The 26,683-nt window shown below is 66.8% G+C and carries 24 protein-coding genes; 8 read left to right on the top strand and 16 right to left on the bottom strand.

The window, feature by feature from the left end:
* Nucleotides 1-40: 40 nt before the first annotated feature.
* From DWG20_RS13100 to tyrS, 4 genes are all read right to left on the bottom strand, one after another.
* Nucleotides 41-1,654: a DNA recombination protein RmuC gene (locus DWG20_RS13100; protein ID WP_115434221.1), complete on the bottom strand. Its 1,614-nt coding sequence runs from the start codon at nucleotides 1,652-1,654 to the stop codon at nucleotides 41-43.
* Entirely contained in the window at nucleotides 1,654-3,357 is a 1,704-nt protein-coding gene (gene recJ, locus DWG20_RS13095; RefSeq protein ID WP_115434220.1) for a single-stranded-DNA-specific exonuclease RecJ, read from the bottom strand. The genes DWG20_RS13100 and recJ overlap by 1 nt, the downstream gene beginning before the upstream one ends.
* A gap of 4 nt (nucleotides 3,358-3,361) precedes the next feature.
* Complete coding sequence (locus DWG20_RS13090; RefSeq protein WP_115434219.1) at nucleotides 3,362-4,390, bottom strand: hypothetical protein; 1,029 nt, start codon at nucleotides 4,388-4,390, stop codon at nucleotides 3,362-3,364.
* 117 nt (nucleotides 4,391-4,507) lie between these two features.
* Nucleotides 4,508-5,716 (bottom strand): tyrosine--tRNA ligase, encoded by a 1,209-nt coding sequence (tyrS, locus tag DWG20_RS13085; protein ID WP_220271964.1) that lies wholly within the window; start codon nucleotides 5,714-5,716, stop codon nucleotides 4,508-4,510.
* Between the two features lie 240 nt (nucleotides 5,717-5,956).
* Between tyrS and DWG20_RS13080 the strand changes: the two genes are divergently transcribed.
* The 5 genes from DWG20_RS13080 (at nucleotide 5,957) to DWG20_RS13060 (ending at nucleotide 13,418) form a co-directional block, all read left to right on the top strand.
* Nucleotides 5,957-7,285, top strand: a complete 1,329-nt coding sequence (locus DWG20_RS13080) for a M23 family metallopeptidase (protein WP_115434218.1) — start codon at nucleotides 5,957-5,959, stop codon at nucleotides 7,283-7,285.
* Between the two features lie 107 nt (nucleotides 7,286-7,392).
* Nucleotides 7,393-8,517 (top strand): anhydro-N-acetylmuramic acid kinase, encoded by a 1,125-nt coding sequence (locus DWG20_RS13075; protein ID WP_115434217.1) that lies wholly within the window; start codon nucleotides 7,393-7,395, stop codon nucleotides 8,515-8,517.
* Nucleotides 8,518-8,570: 53 nt separating this feature from the next.
* Nucleotides 8,571-10,874, top strand: a complete 2,304-nt coding sequence (locus DWG20_RS13070) for a DNA translocase FtsK (protein WP_115434216.1) — start codon at nucleotides 8,571-8,573, stop codon at nucleotides 10,872-10,874.
* A 102-nt stretch (nucleotides 10,875-10,976) separates the two neighbouring features.
* Nucleotides 10,977-12,059: a ferrochelatase gene (gene hemH, locus DWG20_RS13065; protein WP_115434215.1), complete on the top strand. Its 1,083-nt coding sequence runs from the start codon at nucleotides 10,977-10,979 to the stop codon at nucleotides 12,057-12,059.
* Nucleotides 12,060-12,206: 147 nt separating this feature from the next.
* Complete coding sequence (locus tag DWG20_RS13060; protein WP_115434214.1) at nucleotides 12,207-13,418, top strand: branched-chain amino acid ABC transporter substrate-binding protein; 1,212 nt, start codon at nucleotides 12,207-12,209, stop codon at nucleotides 13,416-13,418.
* 71 nt (nucleotides 13,419-13,489) lie between these two features.
* Here the strand turns inward: DWG20_RS13060 and DWG20_RS13055 are convergent, their stop codons facing one another.
* The 7 genes from DWG20_RS13055 to DWG20_RS13025 form a co-directional block, all read right to left on the bottom strand.
* A complete protein-coding gene (locus DWG20_RS13055; RefSeq protein WP_115434213.1) occupies nucleotides 13,490-13,987 on the bottom strand; it encodes a phosphatidylglycerophosphatase A family protein in 498 nt (165 codons plus the stop codon).
* Nucleotides 13,971-14,924, bottom strand: a complete 954-nt coding sequence (thiL, locus tag DWG20_RS13050) for a thiamine-phosphate kinase (RefSeq protein ID WP_115434212.1) — start codon at nucleotides 14,922-14,924, stop codon at nucleotides 13,971-13,973. Before thiL ends, DWG20_RS13055 begins: the two co-directional genes overlap by 17 nt.
* 66 nt (nucleotides 14,925-14,990) lie before the next feature.
* Entirely contained in the window at nucleotides 14,991-15,476 is a 486-nt protein-coding gene (gene nusB / locus DWG20_RS13045) for a transcription antitermination factor NusB (RefSeq protein WP_115434211.1), read from the bottom strand.
* 59 nt (nucleotides 15,477-15,535) lie between these two features.
* Nucleotides 15,536-16,003, bottom strand: a complete 468-nt coding sequence (ribH, locus tag DWG20_RS13040; RefSeq protein ID WP_115434210.1) for a 6,7-dimethyl-8-ribityllumazine synthase — start codon at nucleotides 16,001-16,003, stop codon at nucleotides 15,536-15,538.
* 36 nt (nucleotides 16,004-16,039) lie between these two features.
* Nucleotides 16,040-17,155 carry a bifunctional 3,4-dihydroxy-2-butanone-4-phosphate synthase/GTP cyclohydrolase II gene (ribBA, locus tag DWG20_RS13035; RefSeq protein ID WP_115434209.1) on the bottom strand — a complete coding sequence of 372 codons (1,116 nt, stop codon included), beginning with the start codon at nucleotides 17,153-17,155 and terminating at the stop codon, nucleotides 16,040-16,042.
* A 49-nt stretch (nucleotides 17,156-17,204) separates the two neighbouring features.
* Nucleotides 17,205-17,870 carry a Dph6-related ATP pyrophosphatase gene (locus tag DWG20_RS13030; RefSeq protein ID WP_115434208.1) on the bottom strand — a complete coding sequence of 222 codons (666 nt, stop codon included), beginning with the start codon at nucleotides 17,868-17,870 and terminating at the stop codon, nucleotides 17,205-17,207.
* Between the two features lie 52 nt (nucleotides 17,871-17,922).
* Complete coding sequence (locus DWG20_RS13025) at nucleotides 17,923-18,534, bottom strand: riboflavin synthase subunit alpha (RefSeq protein WP_115434207.1); 612 nt, start codon at nucleotides 18,532-18,534, stop codon at nucleotides 17,923-17,925.
* A 160-nt stretch (nucleotides 18,535-18,694) separates the two neighbouring features.
* On the opposite strand from DWG20_RS13025, the gene DWG20_RS13020 reads away from it, so the two are divergent.
* The 3 genes from DWG20_RS13020 to DWG20_RS13010 are packed head-to-tail and all read left to right on the top strand — an operon-like array spanning nucleotide 18,695 to nucleotide 21,861.
* Nucleotides 18,695-20,305: a peptide chain release factor 3 gene (locus DWG20_RS13020; RefSeq protein ID WP_115434206.1), complete on the top strand. Its 1,611-nt coding sequence runs from the start codon at nucleotides 18,695-18,697 to the stop codon at nucleotides 20,303-20,305.
* Nucleotides 20,306-20,317: 12 nt separating this feature from the next.
* Complete coding sequence (locus tag DWG20_RS13015; protein ID WP_115434205.1) at nucleotides 20,318-21,226, top strand: mechanosensitive ion channel domain-containing protein; 909 nt, start codon at nucleotides 20,318-20,320, stop codon at nucleotides 21,224-21,226.
* Entirely contained in the window at nucleotides 21,223-21,861 is a 639-nt protein-coding gene (locus DWG20_RS13010) for a TetR/AcrR family transcriptional regulator (protein WP_115434204.1), read from the top strand. The genes DWG20_RS13015 and DWG20_RS13010 overlap by 4 nt, the downstream gene beginning before the upstream one ends.
* Before the next feature lie 101 nt (nucleotides 21,862-21,962).
* On the opposite strand, the gene DWG20_RS13005 is transcribed toward DWG20_RS13010, so the two are convergent.
* Genes DWG20_RS13005 through motA form a run of 5 tightly spaced genes read right to left on the bottom strand, consistent with a single transcriptional unit; the run spans nucleotide 21,963 to nucleotide 26,568 of the window.
* The gene (locus DWG20_RS13005) at nucleotides 21,963-22,763 is read right to left on the bottom strand and encodes a TrmH family RNA methyltransferase (protein WP_115434203.1); all 801 of its coding nucleotides are present in this window, start codon (nucleotides 22,761-22,763) and stop codon (nucleotides 21,963-21,965) included.
* Nucleotides 22,756-24,084: a histidine kinase gene (locus tag DWG20_RS13000; RefSeq protein WP_115434202.1), complete on the bottom strand. Its 1,329-nt coding sequence runs from the start codon at nucleotides 24,082-24,084 to the stop codon at nucleotides 22,756-22,758. The genes DWG20_RS13005 and DWG20_RS13000 overlap by 8 nt, the downstream gene beginning before the upstream one ends.
* The gene (locus DWG20_RS12995; RefSeq protein ID WP_115434201.1) at nucleotides 24,071-24,814 is read right to left on the bottom strand and encodes an SAM-dependent methyltransferase; all 744 of its coding nucleotides are present in this window, start codon (nucleotides 24,812-24,814) and stop codon (nucleotides 24,071-24,073) included. The genes DWG20_RS13000 and DWG20_RS12995 overlap by 14 nt, the downstream gene beginning before the upstream one ends.
* Before the next feature lie 5 nt (nucleotides 24,815-24,819).
* On the bottom strand, nucleotides 24,820-25,707 hold the full coding sequence (motB, locus tag DWG20_RS12990; RefSeq protein WP_115434200.1) for a flagellar motor protein MotB: 888 nt from the start codon (nucleotides 25,705-25,707) through the stop codon (nucleotides 24,820-24,822).
* Nucleotides 25,708-26,568 (bottom strand): flagellar motor stator protein MotA, encoded by an 861-nt coding sequence (gene motA / locus DWG20_RS12985; protein ID WP_115434199.1) that lies wholly within the window; start codon nucleotides 26,566-26,568, stop codon nucleotides 25,708-25,710.
* Between the last annotated feature and the right edge of the window lie 115 nt (nucleotides 26,569-26,683).

The raw sequence follows: 26,683 nt of genomic DNA, 5'->3' as shown, positions 1-26,683 counted from the left end.
ACGTTGGCCGAGCTTTTTCCCACGGGACAGTCTGCGCCGCTCAACCCGGTAGCAGCGCCTCGCCGTCTTCGTCCTCTTCGCTCTCGTCGCCGCGTAAGCTTGCCGCCAACTGCTTGTTCGCCTTGATGCCGAGCTTGCGCAGCTTTTCGGCGCGGCCGACCAGGTTGCCGCTGCCGCTGGCGAGCTGCTTCATCGCGGTCGCGTAGCTGTCCTGCGTCGTAGACAGTTGCTTGCCGAGCTTTTCCAGCGTATCGACGAAGCCGACGAACTTGTCGAACATCGCGCCGCTCTGGCGCGCGATCTCGATCGCGTTCTGGTTCTGGTCTTCGTAGCGCCAGATGCTGGCCACAGTGCGCAAGGTCGCGAGCAAGGTGCTCGGGCCGACGATGACGATGCGCTGGTCGAACGCCTCGGTGAACAGGCTCATGTCGCGTTGCACCGCGAGCAGATAGGCCGGCTCGACCGGCACGAACATGAACACGAAGTCGATACTGGTCAGGCCGTACAGGTCCTGGTAGCGCTTCTCGGACAGCGTGCGGATGTGCGTGCGCAGCGCGGCGATGTGCGCCTTCAGCTCGGCCTCGCGGACGATTTCGTCGTCGGCGGCGGTATGGCGCACGTAGGCGTTCAGCGACACCTTCGAATCGATCACCAGGTGCTTGCCCTCGGGCAGGTGGATCACCACGTCGGGCTGGTAGCGCTTGAGGCCGCCCTCCTCGGTCTCGAGCACGTCCGAGTGCTGGACGTCGTACTCGCGGCCGCGCGTCAGCCCCGAGTGTTCGAGCACCTTCTCGAGCACCATCTCGCCCCACGCGCCCTGCGTCTTGCTGCTGGCGCCGGTCAGCGCGCGCGTCAGCGCAACCGCATCGTCGCCGAGACGCGTGTTCAGCTCCTGCAGGCGCTTCAGTTCGGTCTCGAGCGTCAGCCTCTCCTTCGAATCCTTGTCGTAGGTGTCCTGCACCAGCTTGCCGAAGCCCTGGATGCGCTCGTGGAGCGGGTTCAGCAGTTGGCCGAGGTTGCTCTGGTTCTGCTCGGTGAAGCGCTTCGACTTCTCCTCGAAGATCTCGTTGGCGAGCGCCTTGAACTGGTTCGACAACGCCTCGCGCGCGTCGATCAGCACCTGCAGCTTCTCGCCGGCGGCGAGCCGCTCCTGTTCGAGCCGCGTCGCCAGTTCCTGCTCGCGCGCGGTCAGCCGGGTGATGTCGTCGGTCAGCGTTTGCGCGTGCTTACGCGCGCCGGCCAGGTCCTGCTGCAAGGCTTCGAGCTGGCGGCCCTGCTCGGCGCTGGCGGCCAGCCGGCTGGCGGTGTCGCGCAATTCCTTGTTGAGGCCGGCGATCACCGCGTCGCGCTCGGCCTGTTGCGCTTCGAGCTGCGGCAGCCGCGCCGCCGAGGCTTCGAGTTGGCCGAGCCTCTGCTGCTGCTCGGCCAGCGTCTGGCGCTGTAAGGCCAGTTCGGTCTGCTGCAGCCGTTCTCGCTCGCGCGCCTCCTCCAAGAGGCGCGCGGCGGCGCCGATCTCGGCCGACATCCGCGAGACCTCGGCCAAGCCTTCGGAACGCCCGCGTTCCTGCGCGACGTCGGCACGGCTTTTCAGCAGCAGCCAGGCCAGCAGCGCGCCGACGACGACGCCGGCGATCGCGGCAAGCAAGGTTTCCATCAATGTCTCCCCTCACCGGCCGGCAGCCAGTGTTCGATGTAAAGCTGCAGCTCCTTGCGGCCCTGCCATTCGTTCGCGACCACCTGGTAGACCGCGTCGACGACGTCGGGCAGCCAGTCGACCTGGTTGAAGCGCATCGCGTCGTATTCGACGCCGTCCTTTTCCAGCCTGAGCTTCAGGTGCTTGTCGCCGACCAGCCGTTGTTGCACGACGCGGAAACGGTCGTGGAAGGTCGGCGGCGGAAAGCCCTGCCCCCACACCTGCGCGCCCATCGTCTCGGCGACGTCAAGCTGCAGCTCGCGGCCCGTGAGGCTGCCGTCGGTCTCGAAGGTGCGCGTCAGCTGCACTTCGGTCAGCCATTCGCGCGCCACCGCCTCGAACGCGTCGCAGAAGACCTTGAAGTCGGCCTCGGCGACGGTCAGCCCGGCCGCCATCGCGTGGCCGCCGAACTTGAGGATCAGGCCCGGGTGGCGCTTATAGACGAGATCCAGCGCGTCCCTGAGGTGAAAACCGGGGATCGAGCGGCCCGAGCCCTTGATCTCGCCGTCGTCACCGGGCGCGAACACGATGGACGGCCGGTGGAAGCGTTCCTTCAGGCGCGACGCAACGATGCCGACGACGCCCTGGTGCCAGTCGTCGCGGTACAGCGCGAGGCTGTGGCGGCCGGCCGGATCGAAGCCCGACAGCACCGCCAGTGCCTCGTCCTGCATGCCCTGCTCGATCGTGCGCCGTTCGCGGTTCAGCCGGTCGAGTTCCTGGGCGAGGCGCATCGCCTCGTCTTCGCTCTTGGCGAGCAGGCAGGCGATGCCGAGGCTCATGTCGTCGAGCCTGCCGGCGGCGTTCAGCCGCGGGCCGAGCGTGAAGCCGAGATCGAAGGTCGTCGCCTTGTACGCGGCGCGGCCGGCGACGCGGAACAGCGCGGCGATGCCGGGACGCATCTTGCCGGCGCGCATGCGGCGCAGGCCCTGCTCGACGAGGATGCGGTTGTTCTGGTCGAGGCGTACCACGTCGGCGACGGTGCCGAGCGCGACGAGGTCCAACAGTTCGGCCAGGTTCGGCTCCGCCCTGCCGTCGAACGCGCCGCGTTGTCGCAGCTCGGCACGCAAGGCCATCAGCACGTAGAACATCACGCCGACGCCGGCGAGGTTCTTAGACGGAAACCCGCAGCCGGGCTGGTTCGGGTTGACGATCAGTGCTTCGGGCAAGGTGTCGCCCGGCAGGTGGTGGTCGGTGACCAGCACCTCGATGCCGAGCTCGCGTGCGCGTTCGACGCCGGCGACGCTGGCGATGCCGTTGTCGACGGTGACGATGATGTCGGGCGAACGCGTCGCCGCGAGGTCGACGATTTCCGGCGTCAGGCCGTAGCCGTATTCGAAGCGATTGGGAACGATGAAGTCGACCCTGGCGCCGAGTGCCGACAGCCCTTCGAGCGCGACGGTGCACGCGGTCGCGCCGTCGGCGTCGTAGTCGGCGACGATCAGCAGTTTCTGGTCGAGCGCGATGGCCTCGGCCAACTTGGCGGCCATCGCGGCGATGTGCTTCAGCCCCTGGTAAGGCAAGAGCGCCTTGAGTGCGGTGTCGAGCTCGCAGGCTTCGGCGATGCCGCGCGCGGCGAACAGGCGTGCCATCAGCGGCGTGAAACCGGCGGCGGCCAGCGTCTGGCACACCGGCTGCGGGATGGGTCGGACGACGATGCGGGACATGGATTTACACGCTCTGGTCGGCCGGGTAGACGGCCGCGAGGGTTTTGGGACGACGCCACAGTTTCCAAGTCATGCCCGGCGTCAGCGTGGCGGTGAAGCCCGCGTCGCCGTGGCAGACGAGGTTGAGCTCTTTCAGTTTGCCGGCGCGCAGCGCCTGGTGGATCGGCGCGAACCAGCGTTCCTCGAGCACGGTCAGCGCCTCGCGCCAGCCGTAGACGTCGCGGTACTGCGCCGGCGCGTGCGCGGTGTCGAGCATCACCAGCACCTTGCCGGCGTTGGCGGCGGCGTCCTGCAAGGCGGCGAAGTCGAACGGCGCGGCGTCGACGGTCACGCCCGCGCGGCGCGCGTAGTCCTGCCACAGCGGATGGTCGGCCAGAACGGTCTGCGCTGCGCTCGACGGCTGCCCCTCTTCGCCGTCGCCCCACAACCAGACGGTGTTGATCGCCGGCTCGCCGCGCATCTCGCGCTCGTCGTTGATCGGGTGCGTATAGAGCAGCATCTGCAGCTCGTTCAGGAAGCGGCTCCACTTGAGCCCAGCGCCGCCCTTAGGCAGGTGCGCGTTCACATCCTCGCCGACGACGTCGTCGAGCGGCGTGAAGTGCGCGCCGGTCGGCTCTGTCATCGACACGAACCAGCGGCCCGGGCTCGTCGCATGGAAGGCGAGGCCGTCCTCGGCGAAGTGGGCGTTGAGGCTCGCGACGAGTCCGTCGGCTTCGCTCTGGCCGATCGCCATGATGCCGACGTCGGCCAGCATCGCGCGGTCGCGGTCGATGCGCAGGTGGCCCGGCTCGGCGAGCAGCCAGTAGCGGCCTTCGACGGCGAGGCCCGCGTCTTCGGCGGCGCGGCGCGCCGGCGCGATGTCACGCAGGCCGAAGGCGATCGCCGTCAGCTCGGAGAACTTCGCCGGCGTCAGCGCGAGCTCGCCGCGGCCGAGCAGGGCCGACAGCGCCGGCAGCTCGAGGCCGCGCGCGACTTCGGCGGCGGCGTAGAGGTCGGGCCAGGCGAGGCCGGGGATGAACAGGGAAAGTTGCATGGCCTGGGTCGGTCTCGTTGTGATGGACTTGCTATGGACGCGTCGTACGGGCGGCAACAAGAGCTCGGCCAACCTTAGACATGCACCAAGGTTGGCCGAGCTTTGGGGGCGGACCGCTTAGGACAGCGTCACGCGCGCGAACTTGCGCTTGCCGACCTGCAGCACGACGGTGACGCCTGCCACCAGTTTCAGCGCCTTGTCATCGACCTTCTCGCCGTCGACCTTCACGCCGCCCTGCTGGATCATGCGCAAGGCCTCGGAGGTCGACGCGACGAGGTCGGCTTCCTTCAGGATGTTGCCGATCGCCAGGCCCTCGGCGCCGACGGCGACGGTGACTTCCGGCATCTCGTCCGGAATCGCGTTCTTCTGGAAGCGCGCCTGGAAGTCGGCGAGCGCCGCGTCGGCGGCCGCCTGGTCGTGAAAGCGCGCGACCAGTTCCATCGCCAGCTCGATCTTCACGTCGCGCGGGTTGCGGCCCTCTTCGATCTGGCGCTTGAGCGCTTTGATCTGATCGAGCGACTTCATCGACACGAGTTCGTAGTAGCGCCACATCAGCGTGTCGGAGATCGACATCACCTTGCCGAAGATCTCGCTGGCCGGCTCGGCGATGCCGATGTAGTTGCCGAGCGACTTCGACATCTTGTTGACGCCGTCGAGGCCCTCCAAGAGCGGCATCATGATCACGCACTGCGGCTTCTGGCCCGCCTGTTCCTGCAGCGCGCGACCCATCAACAGGTTGAACTTCTGGTCGGTGCCGCCCAGTTCGATGTCGGCGCGCATCGCGACCGAGTCGTAGCCCTGCATCAGCGGGTACATGAATTCGTGGACGGCGATCGGCAGGTGCTCGGCGAAGCGTTTCTTGAAGTCGTCGCGCTCGAGCATGCGCGCGACGGTGGTGCTGGCGGCGAGCTTCAGCATGCCGGCGGCGCCGAGTTCGGCCAACCATTTGGAGTTGAAGCAGATCTCGGTCCTGGCCGGGTCGAGGATCTTATACACCTGCTCGGCGTAGGTCTTGGCGTTGATCTCGATCTGTTCCGGCGTCAGCGGCGGGCGCGTCGTGTTCTTGCCGGTCGGGTCGCCGATCAGGCCGGTGAAGTCGCCGATCAGGAACAGGATGGTGTGGCCGAGGTCCTGCAGCTGGCGCATCTTGGTCAGCACCACGGTGTGGCCCAGGTGCAGGTCGGGCGCGGTCGGGTCGAAGCCGGCCTTCACCCGCAAGGGGCGGCCTTCCTTGAGCTTGGCGACAAGCTCGGCCTCGATCAGCAGTTCTTCGGCGCCGCGCTTGATGATGGCAAGCGCGTCTTCAATCGCGATGGCTGGGTTCAATCGATCGTCCTCGTCCGCGTTGGTCCGGCGTCGCCGAATGGCGCCGCCGAAAACCACAGTACATGCGGGTATGTTGCTGTTTTATATGGAAAATTTGTCAATGGGCGGGCGCGTTCTGCTAACCTTTGCGCTTTGTGCCAGGAACTTTACCGGCCTGGGTCGCCCCAACGTCCGGTCGTTCCCGTCTTTTTTGGCCCTATTGCCGGCCGCCGCGTGCTCGCGACGTCCGCTTGGTAAAGCATGAATTATCGCAAACTGATCACGATCCCGCAAAAATGCGTCGAGCGCGCGCTGAACCACCACCTGAGCTGGCTCGGCGTCGCGGCGGCGCTGCCGCTGTTCGGCATGGTGACGGCCTTCGCCGTCGCGCCGGGCAGCCGGAGCGCGCCGGCTGTCGAAGTCGAGCAGGTGGTACAGCAGCTGGCGCTGCCCGCGTTCGGCGAAACCGAAAGCAAGACCCGCTACTGGCGTGAAGAGGCGGTGCAGCGCGGCGATACGATCGCCAGGCTCTTGAACCGGCTCGGCGTCGGCGGCGACGAGGCGCGCCGCTTCCTGTCGTCGAGCCCGCTGTCGAAGGGGCTGATGAAGCTCAAGACCGGCGCGACGCTGTCGGTCCAGACCAACGACGCCGGCGAGCTGTTCGGCCTGCGCTTCTTGAACGACGACGAGAACGGCGAGCAGGTGCTGGTCGTGATCGAGAAGATCGGCGGCGAATGGCGCGCGAGCGCCGACGAGGTCGACGCGGTCGCGCAACCGACGATGAAGTCGCTGACCATCGAGGGCGGCGTCGCCGCCTCGCTCGCCGCGGCGCAGGTGCCCGACGAGGTCCGCACTCAGTTGGCCGAGATCTTCTCCGACCGCTTCGACCTCGATAGCCTGAAGGCCGGCGATCGCGTCGCCGTCGTCTACGACACCATGCTCTACCAGGGCTCGCCGGTGGCGGTCGGCAACGTGCTCGCCGCCGAGGTGACGCGCGGCGTCAGGGTCGACGAAGCCTACTACTTCGCGCACGACAGCGAATCGGGCGCCTACTACGACCACAACGGCGAACCGCTGAAGAAGGGCCTCGGCCAGCAACCGGTGGCCGGCGCGCGCATCAGCTCGGGCTTCGGCTTCCGCCGCCACCCGGTGCTGCACAAGCTGCGCATGCACGCCGGCGTCGACTACGCTGCGTCGACCGGAACGCCGATCCACGCGCCGGCCGACGGCGTCGTCACCACCGCCGAGGCGCAGAACGGCTACGGTAACGTCGTGATGGTTCGTCACAAGGGCAAGCTGACGACGGTGTACGGCCACATGAGCCGCTTCGCCGCCGGCATGCGTACCGGCAAGCCGGTCAAGGCCGGCGAGCTCTTGGGTTACGTCGGCAGCACCGGCCGCTCGACTGGGCCGCACCTGCACTTCGAGGTGAGGGTGAACAACCAGCCGGTCGACCCGAGCTCGGCCGCTTTGCCGAGCCCGGGCCTGTCGCCGTCGCAGAAGCTCGCGTTCCGCGAAAAGAGCGTGCGGTTCACCGGGCAGCTGGCGATGCTGCGCTCGATCCCGGTCAACGTCGCCCAGCTCGACTGATCCGGCGCTCACGTGCAAAAGCTCGGCCAACCTTCACAGGGTTGGCCGAGCTTTTTTCGTCGACAGACCTTGATCGCGCGGGCGCGCGTTTCGGGCATAATGCCTCGATGCAAAACGACTTCCTTTCCTGCGACGCGACGCTGACCGTCGGCCTGATGTCGGGCACCAGCCTCGACGGCGTCGACGCGGTGCTGATGCGCTTTTCCGACGACGGCGCGCCCGAACTGATCGCCGAGGCGGCGCTGCCCTACCCGGCCGACGTGCGTGAGGCGGTGCTCGCGCTGCAGGCGGTCGACAGTAATGAACTCGACCGCGCCGCGCGCCTCGGCAATACCCTGGCCGGCCTCTACGCCGAAGCGGTCGCCGCCGTGCTCAAGACCGCCGGTGTCGCGCGCGAGCAGGTCGCGGCGATCGGCTGCCACGGCCAGACCATCCGGCACGCGCCCGAGAAAGGCTACACGCTGCAGATTGGCAACCTCGCGAGCTTGGCCGAGCTCACCGGCATCGACGTCGCCGGCGACTTCCGGAGCCGCGACGTCGCCGCCGGCGGCCATGGCGCACCGCTGGTGCCGGCCTTCCATGACGCGCTGTTCGGCCACCCGCTGGAGTCTCGCGCCATCGTCAACGTCGGCGGCATCGCCAACCTGACCCGGCTCGCGCCCGGCGAAGCGGTGATCGGCTTCGACACCGGTCCGGGCAATATGCTGATGGACGCGTGGACCCGCCGCCACCTCGGCCAGGCTTTCGATGCCGACGGCGCGTGGGCGGCGAGTGGCACGCCGCACGCCGGCCTCTTGGCCGCGATGTTGGCCGAGCCCTATTTCGCCGCGCCGCCGCCGAAGAGCACCGGGCGCGACCTGTTCGACCTGCCCTGGCTCGCGCTCCACCTCGCTGCCTTCGCCGACATCGCTCCCGCCGACGTCCAGGCGACGCTGCTCGAGCTGACCGTGGAAAGCATCGCCGAAGCGCTCGGCCGCCACACGCCCGGCGTCGCCGCGGTCTGCGTCTGCGGTGGCGGGGCGCGCAACGGCCGGTTGATGCACAGGTTGGCCGAGTGCCTGCCCCATGCACGGCTCGAGCTCACCGACGTGCTCGGCCTGCCGTCTCAGCAGGTCGAGGCCGCCGCGTTCGCGTGGCTCGCCTGGCGTTTGCTGCGCCGCGACAGCGGCAACCTGCCCGAGGTCACCGGCGCGGCCGGGTTGCGCGTGCTCGGCGCGCTCTATCCACGGTGAGGTCACCGTTTAACCGTTATAATCCCCGCCTGTCATGGCCCGAAAACCCTGCGATGCGTCTTTTCAAACGTAAGGCTGCCGTCAAGAACAACGCCGCGCCGCTCCCCCCCCAGCTTTCCGGTCTCTTGCGCGAGGCGTGGTGGCTGTTGATGGCGGTCGCGGCCGTCTATCTGGTGCTGACCCTCGCCAGCTTCTCACCACTCGACCCGTCGTGGTCGCACAGCTCGTCCGACCCGACCGTACGCAACTACGGCGGCCGCTTCGGCGCATGGTTCGCCGACCTGCTGCTCTATCTATTCGGCTACTCGGCGTGGTGGCTGGTGGTGTTCTGCGTGGTCGCGATCGGCTGGGGCTACCGGCGCATCGAAACGCTGGGGCTGAAGGTGAACCCGGTCACCGTCGTCGCGACTATCGGTTTCGGGATGCTGCTGCTCGGCTCTTCCAGCCTCGAAGCGGTGTGGTTCGCGAGCAAGGCGCTCGCGCTACCGCTGTCGCCGGGCGGCCTCTTCGGCCGCTTCATCGGCGGCGGGATGGCGCTCGGCTTCGGCACCACCGGCGCGACGCTGCTGCTGACCGTGGCCGCGGCGATCGGCTTCTCGCTGTTCACCGGCGCCTCGTGGCTCGACATCATGGAAAGGCTCGGCGGCTTCCTCGAAGATAAGGCGGTCGGCCTGTGGCGGGCGTGGCAGGCGAAGAAGGATCGCAAGATCGGCCGCGAGGTCGCGCAGCGCCGCGAGGTGAAGGTCGAGGCCGAGAAGAAGAAGATCGAAGACAAGCCGCCGGTGAAGATCGAGCCGCCGGTACTCGACATTCCCTTGTCGGCGAAGGCGGTAAGGCCGGTGCAGGCGTCGCTGTTCGCCGACCCGGGCAACGGCGAGCTGCCTGGCCTCGCGCTTTTGGAGCCGGCGAAAGAACACGGCGAGCTGGTGTCGGCCGACACGGTCGAATACACGTCGCGGCTGATCGAGAAGAAACTCGCCGACTTCGGCGTCGACGTGAAGGTGATCGCTGCCTACCCGGGCCCGGTCATCACGCGCTATGAGATCGAGCCGGCGGTCGGCGTGAAGGGCGCGCAGATCGTCAACCTGATGAAGGACCTGGCGCGCGCGCTGTCATTGGTGTCGATCCGCGTCGTCGAAACAATCCCCGGCAAGACCTATATGGGCCTCGAGCTGCCGAACCCGAAGCGCCAGATCGTGCGCCTGTCGGAAATCGTCGGCTCGGACAGCTACCAGGCGATGGGCTCGCGCCTCGCGATCGCCTTCGGCAAGGACATCGCCGGCCAGCCGGTCTCGGCCGACCTCGCGAAGATGCCGCACGTGCTCGTCGCCGGCACCACCGGCTCGGGCAAGTCGGTCGCGATCAACGCGATGATCCTGAGCCTGCTGTACAAGGCGACGCCGGCCGAAGTGCGGCTGATCATGGTCGACCCGAAGATGCTCGAGCTGTCGGTCTACGAGGGCATCCCGCACCTGTTGGCGCCGGTCGTCACCGACATGAAGCACGCGGCGAACGCGCTGAACTGGTGCGTCGCCGAGATGGAAAAGCGCTACCGGCTGATGTCCAAGCTCGGCGTGCGCAACCTCGCCGGCTACAACCAGAAGATCCGCGACGCCGACCAGGCCGGCGAGAAGATTCCGAACCCGTTCAGCCTCAACCCGGACGAGCCCGAACCGCTCGATACGCTGCCACTGATCGTCGTCGTCATCGACGAGCTGGCCGACCTGATGATGGTCGCCGGCAAGAAGATCGAGGAGCTGATCGCCCGCCTCGCGCAGAAGGCGCGCGCCGCGGGTATTCATTTAATCCTCGCCACGCAGCGCCCGTCGGTTGACGTGATCACCGGCCTGATCAAGGCCAACATCCCGACGCGGATCGCGTTCCAGGTCTCGAGCAAGATCGACTCGCGCACGATTCTCGACCAGATGGGCGCCGAGGCGCTGCTCGGCCAGGGTGACATGCTGTATCTGCCGCCGGGCACCGGTTACCCGCTGCGCGTACACGGCGCCTTCGTCGCCGACGACGAGGTGCACAAGGTGGTCGAATACCTGAAGACCACCGGCGACCCCGACTACGTCGAAGGCATCCTGAGCGGCGGAGCCGACGGCGCCGACGGCGGCGGCGAGTTCGGCATGGCCGGCGCCGACGGCGACGCCGAGGCCGACGCGCTCTACGACGACGCGGTCGCCATCGTGGTCAAGACGCGCAAGGCGTCGATCTCGTCGGTGCAAAGACACCTGCGCATCGGTTACAACCGCGCCGCGCGGCTGATCGAACAGATGGAAGCCGCTGGCCTGGTGTCCTCGATGGAGACCAACGGCAACCGCACCGTGCTCGTTCCCGCACGCGAGGAATGACCCTTGAAGCTTGGCCGAGCCTTAAGCAAAGGGGCTCGGCCAAGCTTCCATGAATCCCACACGGCGCGGCCTGCCCCGCGCCGCCACACTTGCCCTCTAGCCATGCCCTACCTCGCCGAACCCGAATTCCGCCACGATGAGAACGCGCGCGCCGGCGTGCTACTGATCAACCTCGGCACGCCCGACGCGCCGACCGCGAAGGCGCTGCGCCCCTACCTGAAGGAATTCCTGTCCGACGCGCGCGTGATCGAGATCCCGAAGGCCGTGTGGTGGTTCGTGCTCAACGGCATCATCCTGAATGTCCGCCCGAAAAAGAGCGCCGAGAAATATGCAGCGGTGTGGAGCGCCGAAGGCTCGCCGCTGCTCGCGCACACGCAGAAGCAGACCAAGCTGCTCAAGGGCCTGCTCGGCGAGCGCGGCCACGGCGACCTCGTCGTCGACTTCGCGATGCGCTACGGCAATCCGTCTATAGAGGGCGTGATCCGCAAGATGCGCGCGCAAGGCGTCGACCGCTTCGTCGTCTTGCCGCTCTACCCGCAGTACGCGGCCTCGTCGAGCGGCACCGCGCTCGATCAGGTATTTCGCACGCTGATGAAGCTCAGGAACATGCCCGAGGTGCGCACCGTCCGGCATTTTCACGACCACCCCGGCTATATCGCGGCACTGGCAGGCCAGATCCGCGCCTATTGGCAGGCGCACGGCCGGCCCGACAAGCTGGTGATGAGCTTCCACGGCGTGCCGCGCTTCACGCTAACCAAGGGCGACCCCTACCACTGCGAATGCCAGGCGACCGGCCGCCTGCTCGCCGAGGCGCTGGGCCTATCGAAGGACGACTACGCCGTCTGCTTCCAGAGCCGTTTCGGCCGTGCCGAATGGCTGAAGCCCTACGCCGTCGACATATTTCGTGAGCTCGGCCGTGCCAAGACGCGCCGCATCGACGTCGTCTGCCCGGGTTTTATGTCCGATTGCCTGGAAACGCTCGAGGAAATCGCCATCGAGGGCAAGGAGGTCTTCCTGACCGCCGGTGGCGGCAAATACCGCTACCTGCCCTGCCTGAACGAATCGCCTGACGGCATCGCCGCCTTGGCCGACGTCGTCGAGGCGCAACTGGGCGGATGGACTGGGGACAACCCTGACGTTTCGGCGCGTTCGGCCCGCGCCCGAGCGCTGGGTGCGTCAAGATGACAACACGCTGAAAGATCGGGTCCGGCGCGCAGCAGACCCGCGTTGACTATCTTCGAAACCCCTATCAATAATCAAACTGCGTTTCAGCGAATAGCTGTCTCGCTGGATAACGATTCAAACGAAATCGAAAGAAAATAGGGGAAGCACATGAAGAAGATTGCGCAACTGAGCCTTTTCGCCGCCGCCGTCCTGGCCCTGTCCGCCTGCGGAAAACAAGAACAACAAGCCGCAGGCGACGCGCCGGCTGCAGCGGGTGCACCCCAGGCCGAGGCTGGCGGTAGCGAGGTGGTCAAGATCGGCCAGGTCTCGCCGATGACCGGTCCGATCGCCCACTTCGGCAAGGACAACGAACGCGGCGCCATCCTCGCCATCGACGAGCTGAATGCTGAAGGCGTCGAGATCGGCGGCAAGAAGGTGAAGTTCGAACTGATCTCCGAGGACGACCAGGCCGACCCGAAAATCGGCACGCAGGTCGCCCAGCGCCTGGTCGACGCCAAGATCGTCGCCGTCGTCGGCCACCTGAACTCGGGCACCACCATCCCGGCATCCAAGATCTACTCCGACGCCGGCATCCCGCAGATTTCGCCGGCCGCGACCAACCCGGCCTACACTCAGCAGGGCTTCAAGACCGCTTTTCGCGTGATCGGCAACGACGTGCAGCAGGGCAAGGCGCTCGGCGAGTTCGCGGTCGACGGCCTGAAGGCCAAGAAGATCGCCATCATCGACGACCGCACCGCCTACGGCCAGGGCTTGGCCGACGAGTTCGAGAAGGCGGTGAAGACCAAGGGCGGCACGGTGATCAAGCGCGAATTCACCACCAACACTGCGACCGACTTCAACGCCATCCTGACCTCGCTCAAGGGTTCCAACCCGGACCTCGTGTTCTACGGCGGCATGGACGCGCAGGCCGGCCCGATGGCCAAGCAGATGAAGCGCCTCGGCCTCAAGGCCAAGCTCTTGGGCGGCGACGGGATTCAGACGCCGGAATTCATGAAGCTCGCCGGCGACGCGGCCGAAGGTCAGTACGCGTCGAGCCCAGGCATGCCGAAGGAAAAGATGCCGGGCTTCGCCGATTTCAACAAGCGCTTCCAGGCCAAGTTCAATACCGAGATCCAGATCTACGCACCCTACGAGTATGACGCGGTCCGCGTACTGGTCGACGCGATGAAGCGCGCCCAGTCGACCGACCCGAAAGCCTTCCTGCCGGAAGTCGGCAAGACCGACTACAACGGCGTGACCGGCCGCATCCAGTTCGACGACAAGGGTGACATCAAGAACGGCGCTGTCACCGTCTATCAGGCCAAGGCCGGCAAGTGGAGCGTCGTCAGCACCGTCGGCGGCCCAGGCGCGGCCCAGTAAGCGCGCCCCGGGCCCCAACAAAACGCCGCATCGGCTACGATGCGGCGTTTTTTATCGAGCTCGGCCAAGCTTCACAACGGCAGCACGTCAACCAGTAGCCTCAACACGACCACCGCGAACAGCGCCGCCAGCGCGTCGTCGACCATCACGCCGAAGCCGCCATGCACGCGCGCGTCCAGCCAGCGGATCGGCCACGGCTTGGCGATGTCGAAAAGCCGGAACAGCACGAATGCGACGCCCCAGCCGGCGATGCTCGCCGGCGCGAAGGCCAGCACCGCGAGCATCGCGACGATCTCGTCGATGACGATGCCGCCGTGGTCGTGCACGCCGAGCGCGCGACAGGCGACGGCGCTCGCCCAGCAGCCGACGACGAACAGCGGCACGCACAGCCAGGCGATCTGGATGGCCGACAATCCGGCCGCCGCCAGCAGGGCGTAGAGTGGCAGCGCGACCAGCGTGCCGAAGGTCCCCGGCGCACGCGGCGCGAGCCCCGAGCCGAAGCCGAAGGCGATGAAGTGCGCCGGGTGGCGGGTAAGAAACGCGAAGTCGGGCTTAGGCAAAGTGGTCATAACCGGCCCGCTTGAGCTTGACCGGCTTGCCGGCCGCGTCGACCAGCGTCACCCCCTCTTCCGGCGCCAGCACTCGGCCGACGCGCGTGACCGCGACGCCGAGCTTCGTGCCGAGCGCAACGATCTGCTCGCGATTCGACACCGCTGCGGTGAACGCGAGTTCGTAATCGTCGCCGCCGGCGGCGATCAGTTCGGGATAGACGGCGCGGCGCTCGGCCAACCACGGGTGCGTCGGCAAGGCGTCGAACCACAACTCGGCGCCTTTATTCGAGCGAGCGAGGATGTGTCCGAAGTCGGCGAACCAGCCGTCGGACACGTCGATCGCCGCGTGCGCAAGGCCGAGCAGGCCCTGGCCCAGCTCGACGCGCGGCTCGGGCTTTTCGAGCCGTTCGCTGCCGGCGGTGAAAACCTCCGCTGGCAGCATGAGGTCGCCATTCAACTTCTCGCGCAACGCCATCGCGCCGAGGCCCAGCGCGCCGCTTACCCAGACGTCGTCGCCGACTTCGGCCGCGTCGCGACGCAGCGCGCGGCCGGCCGGCGCCTCGCCGAACACCGTCACCGACAGCGTCAAGGGGCCGCGCGTGGTGTCGCCGCCGATCACGCCGACCTTGTAACGGTCGGCCAGCGCGAAGAATCCGTCCGCCAGGCCGGCGACCCACACTTCGTCGTTATGCGGCAGCGCAACCGACAGCACGACCCAGCGCGGCGTCGCGCCCATCGCCGCCATGTCCGACAAGTTGACCGCCAGCGTCTTGTGGCCGAGCGCGGCCGCATCGACGCCGGCCAAGAAGTGGCGCCCCTCGACCAGCATGTCGACCGACACGTGCAGGTCGAAACCGGGCGTCGGGCGCACGATGGCCGCGTCATCGCCGACGCCGAGTACGGCGTTTTGTGCGGGGCGGTCGAAGTAGCGGTGGATCAGTTCGAATTCGTTCATGGCTCTATATGTGAAAACACCCGCGCCGGGGCGCGGGTGGGTGCGAAGCTCGGCCAAGCTGGGCGCTTACTCTGCGTCCGGCTCTGCGTCCGGCGCGGCAGCCGGCTCGGGCTGCGGACGGCGCGGCTTCTGACGGACTTCGTCCGGGCGGATCACGACGGCGAGCTTGTCGAGCACGCCGTTGACGAACTTGTGACCGTCGGTACCGCCGAAGGTCTTCGCGATCTCGATCGCCTCGTTGATGATCACCGGGTACGGCGTTTCGACCTGCTTGTTCAACTCCAGCGCGGCCATCAAGAGGATGGCGCGCTCGACCGGGCTGACTTCGCTCGGCGCGCGCTCGTAGTGCTGCGACAGCTGCTGCGACAGCTGCTCGGCGTCCTGCAGTACACCGTAGAGGATGGTGCGGAACAGCGCCTCGTCGGCCTTGGCAAAGTAGTCATTTTCGCGCAAGTGCTTCTCGATCTGCGAGGCCGGGCGGTCCGGATTCAGCTGCCATTCGTAGATGCCCTGCACGGCGAATTCGCGTGCGCGGCGGCGTGCCGTTTTCATCGGGATTTCCTTTAAAGAACGCGCGGTCGGCGTGGCGCCGCCCGCGAAACAGGGAGGAATCAGGCGGACAGCGCGGCTTGCAGGCGCGCCATTTCGACGGCGACGCGGGCGGCGTCGCGGCCCTTCTCCAGCATGCGCACCTCGGCCTGTTCGTCGGTCTCGGTGGTCAGGATGGCGTTGGCGACCGGGATGTCGAAGTCGAGGCCGACGCGGGTCACGCCGGCACCGGCTTCGTTCGACACCAGTTCGAAATGGTAGGTCTCGCCGCGGATCACCGCGCCGAGCGCGACGAGCGCGTCGAAGCGACCGCTTTTTGCCATCGTTTGCAGCACGAGCGGGACTTCCAGTGCGCCCGGCACGGTCGCGAGCGTGACGTCAGCGGCGGACACGCCGAGCGCGGCCAGTTCCGCGAGGCAGGCGTCGCGCAGTCCGTGGCACACCGGCTCGTTGAATCGGGCCATCACGATGCCGATCTTCAGGCCGGCGCCGCTGAAGTCGGATTCGATGCGGGAAATGGCGTCAAGCATGGTGTCCTCGCGTCTGTCTTGAAAAAGGGCGCAATTTTAACCGATTTCGACGTGCACGTGTTCCGGCTGGCAAAAGCCGGTCACCTCGAGGCCAAAACCGGCCAGGCCGCCGAGCGGGGTCGGCGACGCCATCAGTTTCATCTTGCCGACGCCGAGCGATTTCAGCATCTGCGCGCCGAGGCCGAAGGTCTTGCTGTCCCACTTCGGGCGGTTAGTCTCGTCCGACGCGTCCGGCAACGCACGGGCGAGCAGATCTTCCCCGCTCTCGGTACGGTGCAAGAGCACGACCACGCCGCAGCCGGCCTCTTCGATCTCCTCGAGCGCGTTCGGCAGCGTCCAGCTGTGACCCTGCCCCGTCGGGTCGATCAGGTCCATTACCGACAAGGGTTCGTGCACGCGCACCAGCGTTTCCTTGTCGACGCTCGGCTTGCCCTTGACGAGCGCGAGGTGGGTCGCGCGCGTCGTCACGTCGCGGAACACGTGCAACTGGAAGGCGCCGAACGGCGTGTACACCGGACGACTGCCGACCGCCTCGACCAAGGATTCGGTGCGGCTGCGGTAGTGGATCAGGTCGGCGATGGTGCCGACCTTCAGGCCGTGCTCCTCGGCGAACACCAGAAGTTCGGGCAGGCGCGCCATCGTGCCGTCGTCGTTCATGATCTCGCAGATCACCGACGCCGGCTCGAGGCCGGCCAGCTGCGCGAGGTCGCAGCCGGCCTCGGTATGGCCGGCGCGCATCAGCACGCCGCCGTTCTGCGCCTTCAGCGGGAAGATGTGGCCCGGCATCACGATGTCGGTCGGCTTCGCGTTGCGCGCGACGGCCGCCTGCACGGTGCGCGCGCGGTCGGCGGCGGAAATGCCGGTGGTCACGCCCTCGGCCGCCTCGATCGACACGGTGAAGTTGGTGCCGTGCGGTGTGCCGTTGTCGGTCACCATCAGGGGCAGGTTCAGCGCTTTGCAGCGCGCCTCGGACAGCGTCAGGCAGATCAGGCCCCGCGCGTACTTGGCCATGAAGTTGATCGTCTCGGGGGTTGCGTGTTCGGCCGCCAGGACGATGTCGCCCTCGTTTTCGCGGTCTTCGGCGTCGACCAGCACGACCATCTTGCCGGCCTTGATGTCGGCGATGATGTCTTGAATCGGGGAAATGTTCATTGCGGTTCCATTCCTTGCGTCGGCCGGGCTCGGCCAACCTTTGTATTGGTCAGGCGAGGCTCAAATCGAGACTGCGATAGTCTCCGTGCGCGTGCACCTCGCCGGCGACGAGTGCCAGCGGTGCGGCGAACAGCGGGCCGTCGACCACCAGCGTGTGAAATTCTCCGGCCTCGGCACACGGGTCGATGCCGGCGGCGACGAGTTCGTCGACGAGTTCGTGCGTCAGCGTCTTGCCGAGCAGGTCGGCCGGCGCCATCGCGGTGTTCACCGTGACGACGAGCGCGCGGATGCCGGCATCCAGCCCTTCGCGCACCAGTGCCTCGCGCGGCTGCTGCCACAAGGGCAGCGCCGCTTCGATGCCGGCGGCGGCGCAGACCTTCTCTTCCCACTCGCGGTGGGCATCCAGATCGATGTCGCCGAACACCGCCGCCTCGACGCCGTCATCGGCGAAGCGCTGCAACTGCGCGACGAACTGGCCCTCGTAGCTTGCCCAGCTCGCCTCGGCGGTAAAGAGCGGCAGACCCATCGCGGCGGCCTGCGCGCGCATCACCTCCGGACGCACGCCGTGCGAGCGGCTGCGTTCGCCGTCTTCGTCGAACATGGTGAACAGCGCCTTCACTTGTGCACCGGCCTGGTGGGCGCGCCACAGCGCGAGGCACGAGTCCTTGCCGCCGCTCCAGGACGACAGGACTTTCTTGTTTTTCAGCGTAGTCATTCGCTCGAAACTTCGTGGGGATGTTTTGCCAATGGCGGCGCGGCGCCGTATTTCAAGCCCCGCGCTCGGCCAGCACGCGCTCTACGGTGTCGACGATGGCCTGCGTGTTCGGGTCGATCTCGATGTTCACCAGATCACCGACGCGGCGCACGCCCATCAGCGTGCGCGTCAGCGTCTCGGGGATCAGGTGCACGCAGAAGCGCTCGCCGTCGACCGAGCCGATGGTCAGGCTGCAGCCGTCGACGCCGATATAGCCTTTGGCCAGCACGTACTTCATCAGCTCGCGCGGCAGGCGGAACCACAGCGTGCGGTTGTTCGGCGACTCGATCACCTCGGTGACTTCGCCGGTCGCGACGATGTGACCGGACATCGCGTGGCCGCCGATGTCGTCGCCGAACTTCGCCGCGCGCTCGACGTTCACCTTGTCGCCGACTTCGAGTCGGCCGAGGTTGGTCAGCTTCAGCGTCTCGTGCATCAGGTCGAAACTGACGACGTCGCCGTCTATCTCGGTCACCGTCAGGCAACAGCCGTTGTGCGCGACCGACGCGCCGATCGCGAGACCCGGCAAGAGCTCGGCCGGCAGGCGCAGTACGTGGGTGCGGAAATTTTCTTTGTCGACGATGCCGACGACGTCGGCCGTCCCCTGAACGATTCCGGTAAACATGGATGCCTCGCGTGAGCGGTGCCAAAAAAGGCAATCATAGCGAAATCTGCCGCCCGCCGGGAGGCTCGGCCAACGTCGGGGGTCGAGCGGCATGGCCCGCCCCGCCCTGAAGGCGGCAAAATTCGGTACAATTCACCTCTTTTGTCCGAGCTTCACCGCCATGTCCGCCGAACTTGCCCGAATCAACGACGAAGTCGCGCGCCGCCGCACCTTCGCCATCATTTCCCACCCCGACGCCGGTAAGACGACGTTGACCGAGAAGCTGTTGCTGTTCTCGGGCGCGATCCAGATGGCCGGCACGGTGAAGGGCAAGAAGACCGGCAAGTTCGCGACGTCCGACTGGATGGAGATTGAGAAGCAGCGCGGCATCTCGGTCGCGTCGAGCGTGATGCAGTTCGACTACCGCGGCCACACGGTGAATCTCTTGGACACCCCGGGTCACCAGGACTTCTCCGAGGATACCTACCGCGTGCTGACCGCGGTCGATTCGGCGCTGATGGTGATCGACGCGGCCAAGGGCGTAGAAGAACAGACGATCAAGCTCCTGAACGTCTGCCGTCTGCGCGACACGCCGATCGTCACCTTCATGAACAAGTACGACCGCGAGGTGCGCGATTCGCTCGAACTGCTCGACGAGGTCGAGAGCGTGCTGAAGATCCGCTGCGCGCCGGTGACCTGGCCGATCGGCATGGGCAAGGCCTTCCGCGGCGTCTACCATATGCTGCGCGACGAAGTGCTCTTGTTCGAGGCCGGCACCGAAAAGATCAGCCTCGACGTCGAGGTGATCCAGGGCATAGACAACCCGCGCCTGGACGAACTGTTCCCGCTCGAAATGGAACAACTGAGGATGGAGATCGAACTGGTCAAGGGCGCGTCCCACCCCTTCGTGCTCGAAGAGTTCCTCGCCGGCACGCTGACGCCGGTGTTCTTCGGCTCGGCGATCAACAACTTCGGCGTGCGCGAGATCCTGAACGCGCTGATCGACTGGGCGCCGGCGCCGATGGAGCGCGACGCGACGGTGCGCGCGGTCGACCCGAAGGAGGAGGCGTTCTCCGGCTTCGTGTTCAAGATCCAGGCGAACATGGACCCGAAGCACCGCGACCGCATCGCGTTCATGCGCGTGTGCTCGGGCCGCTTCGAGCGCGGCATGAAGATGAAGCACCTGCGGCTGAATCGTGACATCGCCGCGTCGAGCGTCGTCACCTTCATGTCGCACGACCGCGAGATCGTCGAGGAGGCGTTCGCCGGCGACATCATCGGCATCCCGAACCACGGCAACATCCAGATCGGCGACTCGTTCAGCTCGGGCGAACAGCTGGCGTTCACCGGCATCCCCTTCTTCGCGCCGGAAATGTTCCGCTCGGTGCGCATCCGCAACCCGCTGAAGCTCAAGCAGCTGCAGAAGGGTCTTCAGCAGCTGGGCGAGGAAGGCGCGGTGCAGGTGTTCAAGCCGCACAACGGCGGCGACCTGATCCTCGGCGCGGTCGGCGTGCTGCAGTTCGAGGTGGTCGCGTCGCGGCTGGCGGCCGAGTACGGCGTCGACGCGCTGTTCGAGTCGGCCAGCATCTGGAGCGCGCGCTGGGCGTCGTGCGACGACCGCAAGAAGCTCGACGAGTTCGAGAAGGGCAATATGAACAACCTGGCGATCGACGCCGGCGGCAACCTCGCCTACCTCGCACCGAACCGCGTGAACCTGCAGCTGACGCAGGAGCGCTGGCCGGCGATCGTGTTCCACGAGACGCGCGAGCACGCGGTCAAACTGAACGACTGACAAGGACCTCTCATGAACGCGTTCGGCTGGATCGGCCAGATCGCCCAGGAATACGCGGTGGACCTCGGCCGCACCGGCGGGCTGATCCTGCTCCTGGTGATCGCCCGCATCGTGATCGCGCGCGCGATCGCCGCCAACCCGGGCGTGCCGATCGACGCGCGCCGGCGCTGGTCGATGAACGCGCGCAACGCGCTGGTGCTGATCGGCATCCTGGGCGTCGCCGGCATCTGGGCGAAGGAGATCGAGACCTTCGCCGTGTCGGTGGTCGCGTTCGCCGCGGCGCTGGTGCTGGCGACCAAGGAGCTGATCATGTGCCTCGGCGGCGCGTTTTTGCGCACCATGAGCAACGCGTTCTCGATCGGCGACCATATCGAGATCGGCGGCCACCGCGGCCGCGTCGTCGACATCAACCTGTTCTCGACGACGATCATGGAGATCGGCCCGCGCCACGACGCTCACTTCATCACCGGACGCGCGGTGTCGCTGCCGAACAGCCTCTTGCTGACGCAGCCGGTGATCAGCGAGAACTTCATGGGCGACATCGTGATGCACGTGATCACCTTGCCGCTGTCGTACGAGCGGAACCCGAACCGCATGGAAGCGGTGCTGCTGGCGATCGCGACCGATATCTGCTCGCCGTTTCTCGTTGCCGCCGAGCGCCACATGCTGCACATCGAGGCGCGCCACCTGCTCGACACGCCGTCGGTTCAGCCGCGCATCGCGTTTTTGCCGGTCGACGACAAGCGCTATCAGCTGATGCTGCGCGTCGCCATTCCCGCCAACGAGCGCAACAGGGTCGAGCAGGCGATCCTGCACCGCTTCATGCAAGAGGCCTTCCCCGAGCGGGACGACGCCCGGCCCGACACCGCAACCGGCAAGCAGCCGGCTGCTTTCGCCCGCAGCGAAGCCCGACCATCATGAGCCGCATCAAGACCTACGACCGCATCGTCGAAGAGAGCCTCAAGCTGTTCAACGAGCACGGCGAACGCAACATCACCACCAACCACATCTCGGCGCACCTGGGCATCAGCCCGGGCAATCTGTACTACCACTTCCGCAACAAGGAAGAGATCGTCTACCAGATATTCCGCCAGTACCGGGGCTTCATCTCCGCGCGGCTGGCGGTGGCCGAAGGCCAGGCGCTGTCGGTCGACGACCTGGTCAACTATCTGGACACCGCGTTCGACGCGATGTGGCGCTTCCGCTTCATGTTCTACGACCTGCCGGGCATGCTCGCGCGCAACGCACAGCTGCAGCAGGACTACCACCAGTTCGTGCACACCGAGCTGAAGGGCATCCTCGCCGGCCACTTCCGCGAATTCATCCGGATGGGCCTCCTGAAGATGGACGAGGCCGACATCGAACCGGTGACGCTCAACATCTGGCTGGTGGTGAAGTTCTGGTTCGCGTTCGAACAGACCGCGCACCCTGGCGAGCCGATCACCGAGGCCGACAGCCGCCGCGGCGTGCGCCAAGTGTTGTCGCTGCTGAAGCCTTACGTGCAACCCGACTTCCTGCCGACCTTCACATCGCTCTCCGCGCGTTACGTCGACTGAATCATCACGCCCACACAATTGGCCGAGCGTTCCAATGCTCGGCCAACCTTTTTTATCACCCGGGCGGTCCACTTGTTCAGCCCCTCAACAATCAACGGTGTTTAGCCGGCGGCCGCTTCGCGCTGCCGCACCCGTTCGAACAGGCATACCGTCGCCGCCATCGCGACGTTGAGCGACTCGGCCGAGCCGGGCATAGGGATCTTCACGCGTGCCGGCGCCAGCGCCTGCAACGAGGGCGACACGCCTGCGCCCTCGTTGCCGAATACGAAGGCCGTCGGGCCCGTGAGGTCGACCGTGTAGAGCGACACCGCGCCGTCGAGCGCGGTCACGACCTTGGTGCCGGCAAACGCGTCGAGCACGGCGGCGAGGTCGGCGTCCTCAAAGATCTCGAGCGCGAAGTGCGCGCCCATGCCCGCGCGCAGCACCTTGGGTGAGAACACGTCGGCGCAGCCCTTGGACAGATACACCGCGGCGGCGCCCGCCGCGGCGGCGCCGCGCAATATGGTGCCGAGGTTGCCCGGGTCCTGCAGGTCTTCGAGCAGCACGGCGCACTCGGGCGCTTTCGTCCAGTTGGGCTCGGGCCGCGGCACGACAGCAAGGATCTCCGGCGCGCTCGCGAGGCTGGTGACGCGCGAGAGCGCCCCCTCGGCAACGAGGTAGCCCGGACAGGCTAGCCGCGAAAGCAAGGCGCGCAGCTCGAGATGGTGTTCGGCAGCCGGGTTCACGTACACGACCTGCGGCTTGTGGCCGGCCGCGAGCGCGGCGTCGATCAGATGAATCCCTTCGAGCAGCATCAGGCCGGCGCGGCGGCGCTCGCGCGCGCTGTCGATCAGTCGCGACAGTTGCTTGACCGTGTCGTTGTGGGCCGAGCTGAGGAGCTTGAGGCGGTCGAAATCAGGCATGGCGGGAGGTCTGGGCGATCAGCGTCTTGAAGCGCAGGTAGTGGTCGTCGGCTATCGGACGGCCGCTGTTTACATTGTCGACGTAAAACACGCCGGCGAGCGTGTCGCCGGCGAACACGGTCATCACCGCGAACTCGGTCGCATCGACGGTGGAAAAGAAAGCGTCCGGGTATTTTTCCGCGAGCCGGGCGCGCGCCGCCAGCGGTGCGTGAAAGCTCTGCGGGCGCGAGCTCAGCAAGGCGAAGAAGCTGCCGGCCGCAAGGTCGATCGCGAGGCGCTTGAGCGGGTGCTCGGCAGCGACGCCGATCTGGTACTTCAGGCGCAGCGCGTTCTGCCCCGCGTCGAAGCGCCAGTACATCACGCGCTCGAACTTGAGTTCGTTGGCGAGGGCGCGGATAGCCTCGCGCAAGGCCGCGTCGAGATCGTCGACGCGCGCGAGGCTCGCGACTTCGCGCATCTTCGTGCGGCGCGTGTCGCCCTCGAGCATCGCCAGGTAGCGCGCCGGGTAGGCATAGGCCGGAGCACGCGGGTGGCGGCCGACCGACAGCGCCGCCTGGACGACGACCGAATACAGCGTGTCGAAGTCGCTGCCGACCAGCCGCGCCGCCGCGTCGATGCCGGCGACGAACTGCGGCCGCCACCAGCCGTGCTCGAGCCCGTTCGCGGTCGCGACCGCGAGGCGCAGCACCTGGCGACGCCGCGCGTCATGGCCGCCGCCGGCGCCGAACATCGCGGACAGGCCCGGCGGCAGCGGCATCGCCCGCGCGAACGCCTCGAGCAGCTTCGGGTAGTCGACGCCATAGGCGGCCGACACCGCCTGCAACAAGGGCGGGTCGGGGACAGCGTTGCGCTGCAGCAGATAGAAGCAGGCCGGCAGGTTGTAGACCAGCGCGGCGACGAAAGCGTCTTCGACCTTGGGCTCGTTCGCGATCGACAGCCATTCCTTGACGACCAGCGCAGCGACGCGGCCGCGCGCGAGCCAGTCGCCGACCGCCTCGAAAGTTTCGGCGTCGACCACGCCACGCGACGGGCGCAAGGCCGGCAGCGGGCCGAGCCGGCGGATCGAGCCTTCGAGCCCGACCAGCATCAGCATCTGCTCGACGGTAGGCGTGCTCTCGTTGCGCTGCATCGCGGCGGATTGGCCGAGTACGCGCAACAAGTCGAACAAGAGCAGCGGGTCGGACAGGCACAGGTTGGCCAGATCGGAGAAATGGATCAGGTCGACATTGCGCGCGCGCAGTTGGGCGAGCTCGGCCTGCGTGCCGGGCAGGACGGGCCAGCGCCGCGCGGCGACGGAGGAAAACCAGTCAGCAAGCTCCATGGGGATGGCGCCACAAATAAAGCGCCTGTTGCCGCGGTCCGCCCAGAGGCAGGGTCTGATCCGCTGGCACGCCAGGCACGGTGAAACTGTTACTGATGAGCAGGGCGCCGGGCGCGGCGTCCTGCCGGAACTGTTGCCACACGCGCGGCATCGGCGCCGGCGACAGGAAGACGTAGACGGCCTGGTAGCCGCCCCAGCGCTCACGCCACAGACTGCCGAAACGGATCGTCACATTCGCCGGACGGCCGGCGTACAGCCAGCGCCATTTAGCCCACGACCAGGTCAGCCACGCGTTCTCGACACCGGTAATGACGAGGTCGGGGCGCAGTCGGGAGAGCGTTAGCGCGAGACGCGCGTCGCCGCAGCCGGCCTCGAGCAGCGTCGCGCCTTGCGGCAGGAGCTCGGCCAACCTTTCGGCGACGCGCTGGTTGGAGCGGTAGAGCGGCACGCGTTCGTACAGCGCGTTGCGACCAAGACCAACGGTGACGATCAAGGCGACGAGGTAGGCCCAAGGCGGCAGCCCGGCGGACAGCGCCAGCGAAGCCAGCGGCCAGAACGCCAGGTGCAGCCAGCGGCCCGGCGACGGCACGCGCGACACCAGCGCGAACCCGAACGCGAACCCTGCAGCGAGCAGCGCCCACGCGGCCGGCGCCGCGAGCGGCGCGACCCACAGCCAGGCGAGTACGCCGGCGGCGAGCTGGATCAGTGCGTGGCGCAGCAGGCGCAGCATGGGCGTTAAGGTTGGGATACCACAGGCTCCAGCGGGGCGGCGGCAGGTGCCGTGCTTTCCTGCTGTTGCACGCCGTCCCTGAGGATGGCGGCCTCGGTTTCCTTGTTCAACACGACGATCGCGATGCGACGGTTTTCCGAGCTGAACACGTTCTGGCGGTTGAGCGGGTCGGCGGCGGCGAGACCGACGACGCGCAGGATCTTCTCGCCGAGCATGCCGCCGGCCAAGAGTTCGCGGCGCGCGGCGTTCGCGCGGTCGGCCGACAGTTCCCAGTTGCTGTAACCGCCCTGGCCGCGCGAGAACGGCTTGGCGTCGGTGTGACCGGATACGCTGATGCGGTTTGGCACGTCGTTCAGCTCACGGCCCAGTTCGCGCAGGATGATCTGCGTGTGCGACAGCAGCTGGTAGCTGCCGGTATCGAACATCGGGCGGTTCTGCTCGTCGATGATCTGGACCTGCAGGCCGTCCGGCGTCATCTCGAGCCTGAGCTGGTTCTTGTAGTCCTTGAAGATCGGGCTGTTTTCGAGTTGCGCGCGCAACTTCTGCTGCAGGCGGGTCAGCCTCTGCTTCTCGAGCTGCTTTTCCTGCTCCGGCAACTTGGTGACCTGACCGCTCTTTCGCGTCAGGTCCTGGCCGCCGCCCTTGATGATCGCGTTGGCGTCGCCACTGCCGCTGCCGCCAGCGAGCGCGACCTTCAGTGGCGTGCGGAAGTATTCGGAGATGCCGTTAAGGTCGCCCTGCGAGACCGAGCCCAAGAGCCACATCAAGAGGAAGAACGCCATCATCGCCGTCACGAAGTCGGCGTAGGCGATCTTCCACGCGCCACCGTGGTGGCCGTGCCCGCCCTTCTTGATGCGTTTGACGATGATGGGGCGTTGCGATTCGTCTGCCATTTACTTGCCCTTGGCCTGCTTGACGTGGTCCTCGAGTTCCTTGAACGATGGACGGTCGTGCGAGGCGAGCACCTTGCGGCCGAATTCGACCGCTACCTGCGGCGCGTAGCCGTTCAGGCTGGCGAGCAAGGTCACCTTGACCGTCTGGAAGACGCGGGTGCTGTCGGCGAGGCGATGTTCGAGGATGTTGGCCAGCGGCCCGACGAAACCGTAGGCGAGCAGAATCCCGAGGAAGGTACCGACCAGCGCCGCCGCGATCAGCATGCCCAACTCGGACGGTGGGATGCCGACCGACTCCATCGTGTGCACGACGCCCATCACCGCCGCGACGATACCGAAGGCCGGCAGGCCCTCGGCCAAGCCCTTGACCGCGGTCACCGGCACCTCGCCCTCGTGGTGATGCGTTTCGATCTCGACGTCCATCAGGTTCTCGATCTCGAACGCGTTCAGGTTGCCGCCGACCATCAGACGCAGGTAGTCGGTGATGAATTCGACGACGTGGTGGTCGGCAAGGAGGGTCGGGTACTTGGCGAAGATCGGGCTGTTCGCGGGCTCCTCGACGTCGGCTTCGATCGACATCAGGCCTTCCTTGCGCACCTTGGACAACAGTTCGAACAGCAGGGCGAACAGCTCCAGGTAGATCGCCTTGTTGTACTTGCTTCCCTTGAAGACGGTCGGCAGCGCCTTGAGCGTCGCCTTGAGCGGCGTACCGCCGTTGGCGACGACGAAGGCGCCGACGGCAGCGCCGCCGATCATCAGGATTTCGACCGGCTGGAACAGGGACGCCAGATGGCCACCAGCCATCGCGAAGCCCCCGAGAACCGCTGCGAGAATAATGAGATAACCGATCCCGACAAACATGCATCCGATCCTGTGTGGTTGAAGCCGGCCGCCACGGCCGCTTCGAGTAGCGATTGGGGCATGATTGTAGCAAAGATATGCCCGACGCAAAGCGCCGGGCATGACCCTCCGTGTC

It is taken from the genome of Crenobacter cavernae (assembly GCF_003355495.1).
Classification (GTDB): domain Bacteria; phylum Pseudomonadota; class Gammaproteobacteria; order Burkholderiales; family Chromobacteriaceae; genus Crenobacter; species Crenobacter cavernae.
This window is presented reverse-complemented; position numbering and strand designations above follow the sequence as displayed.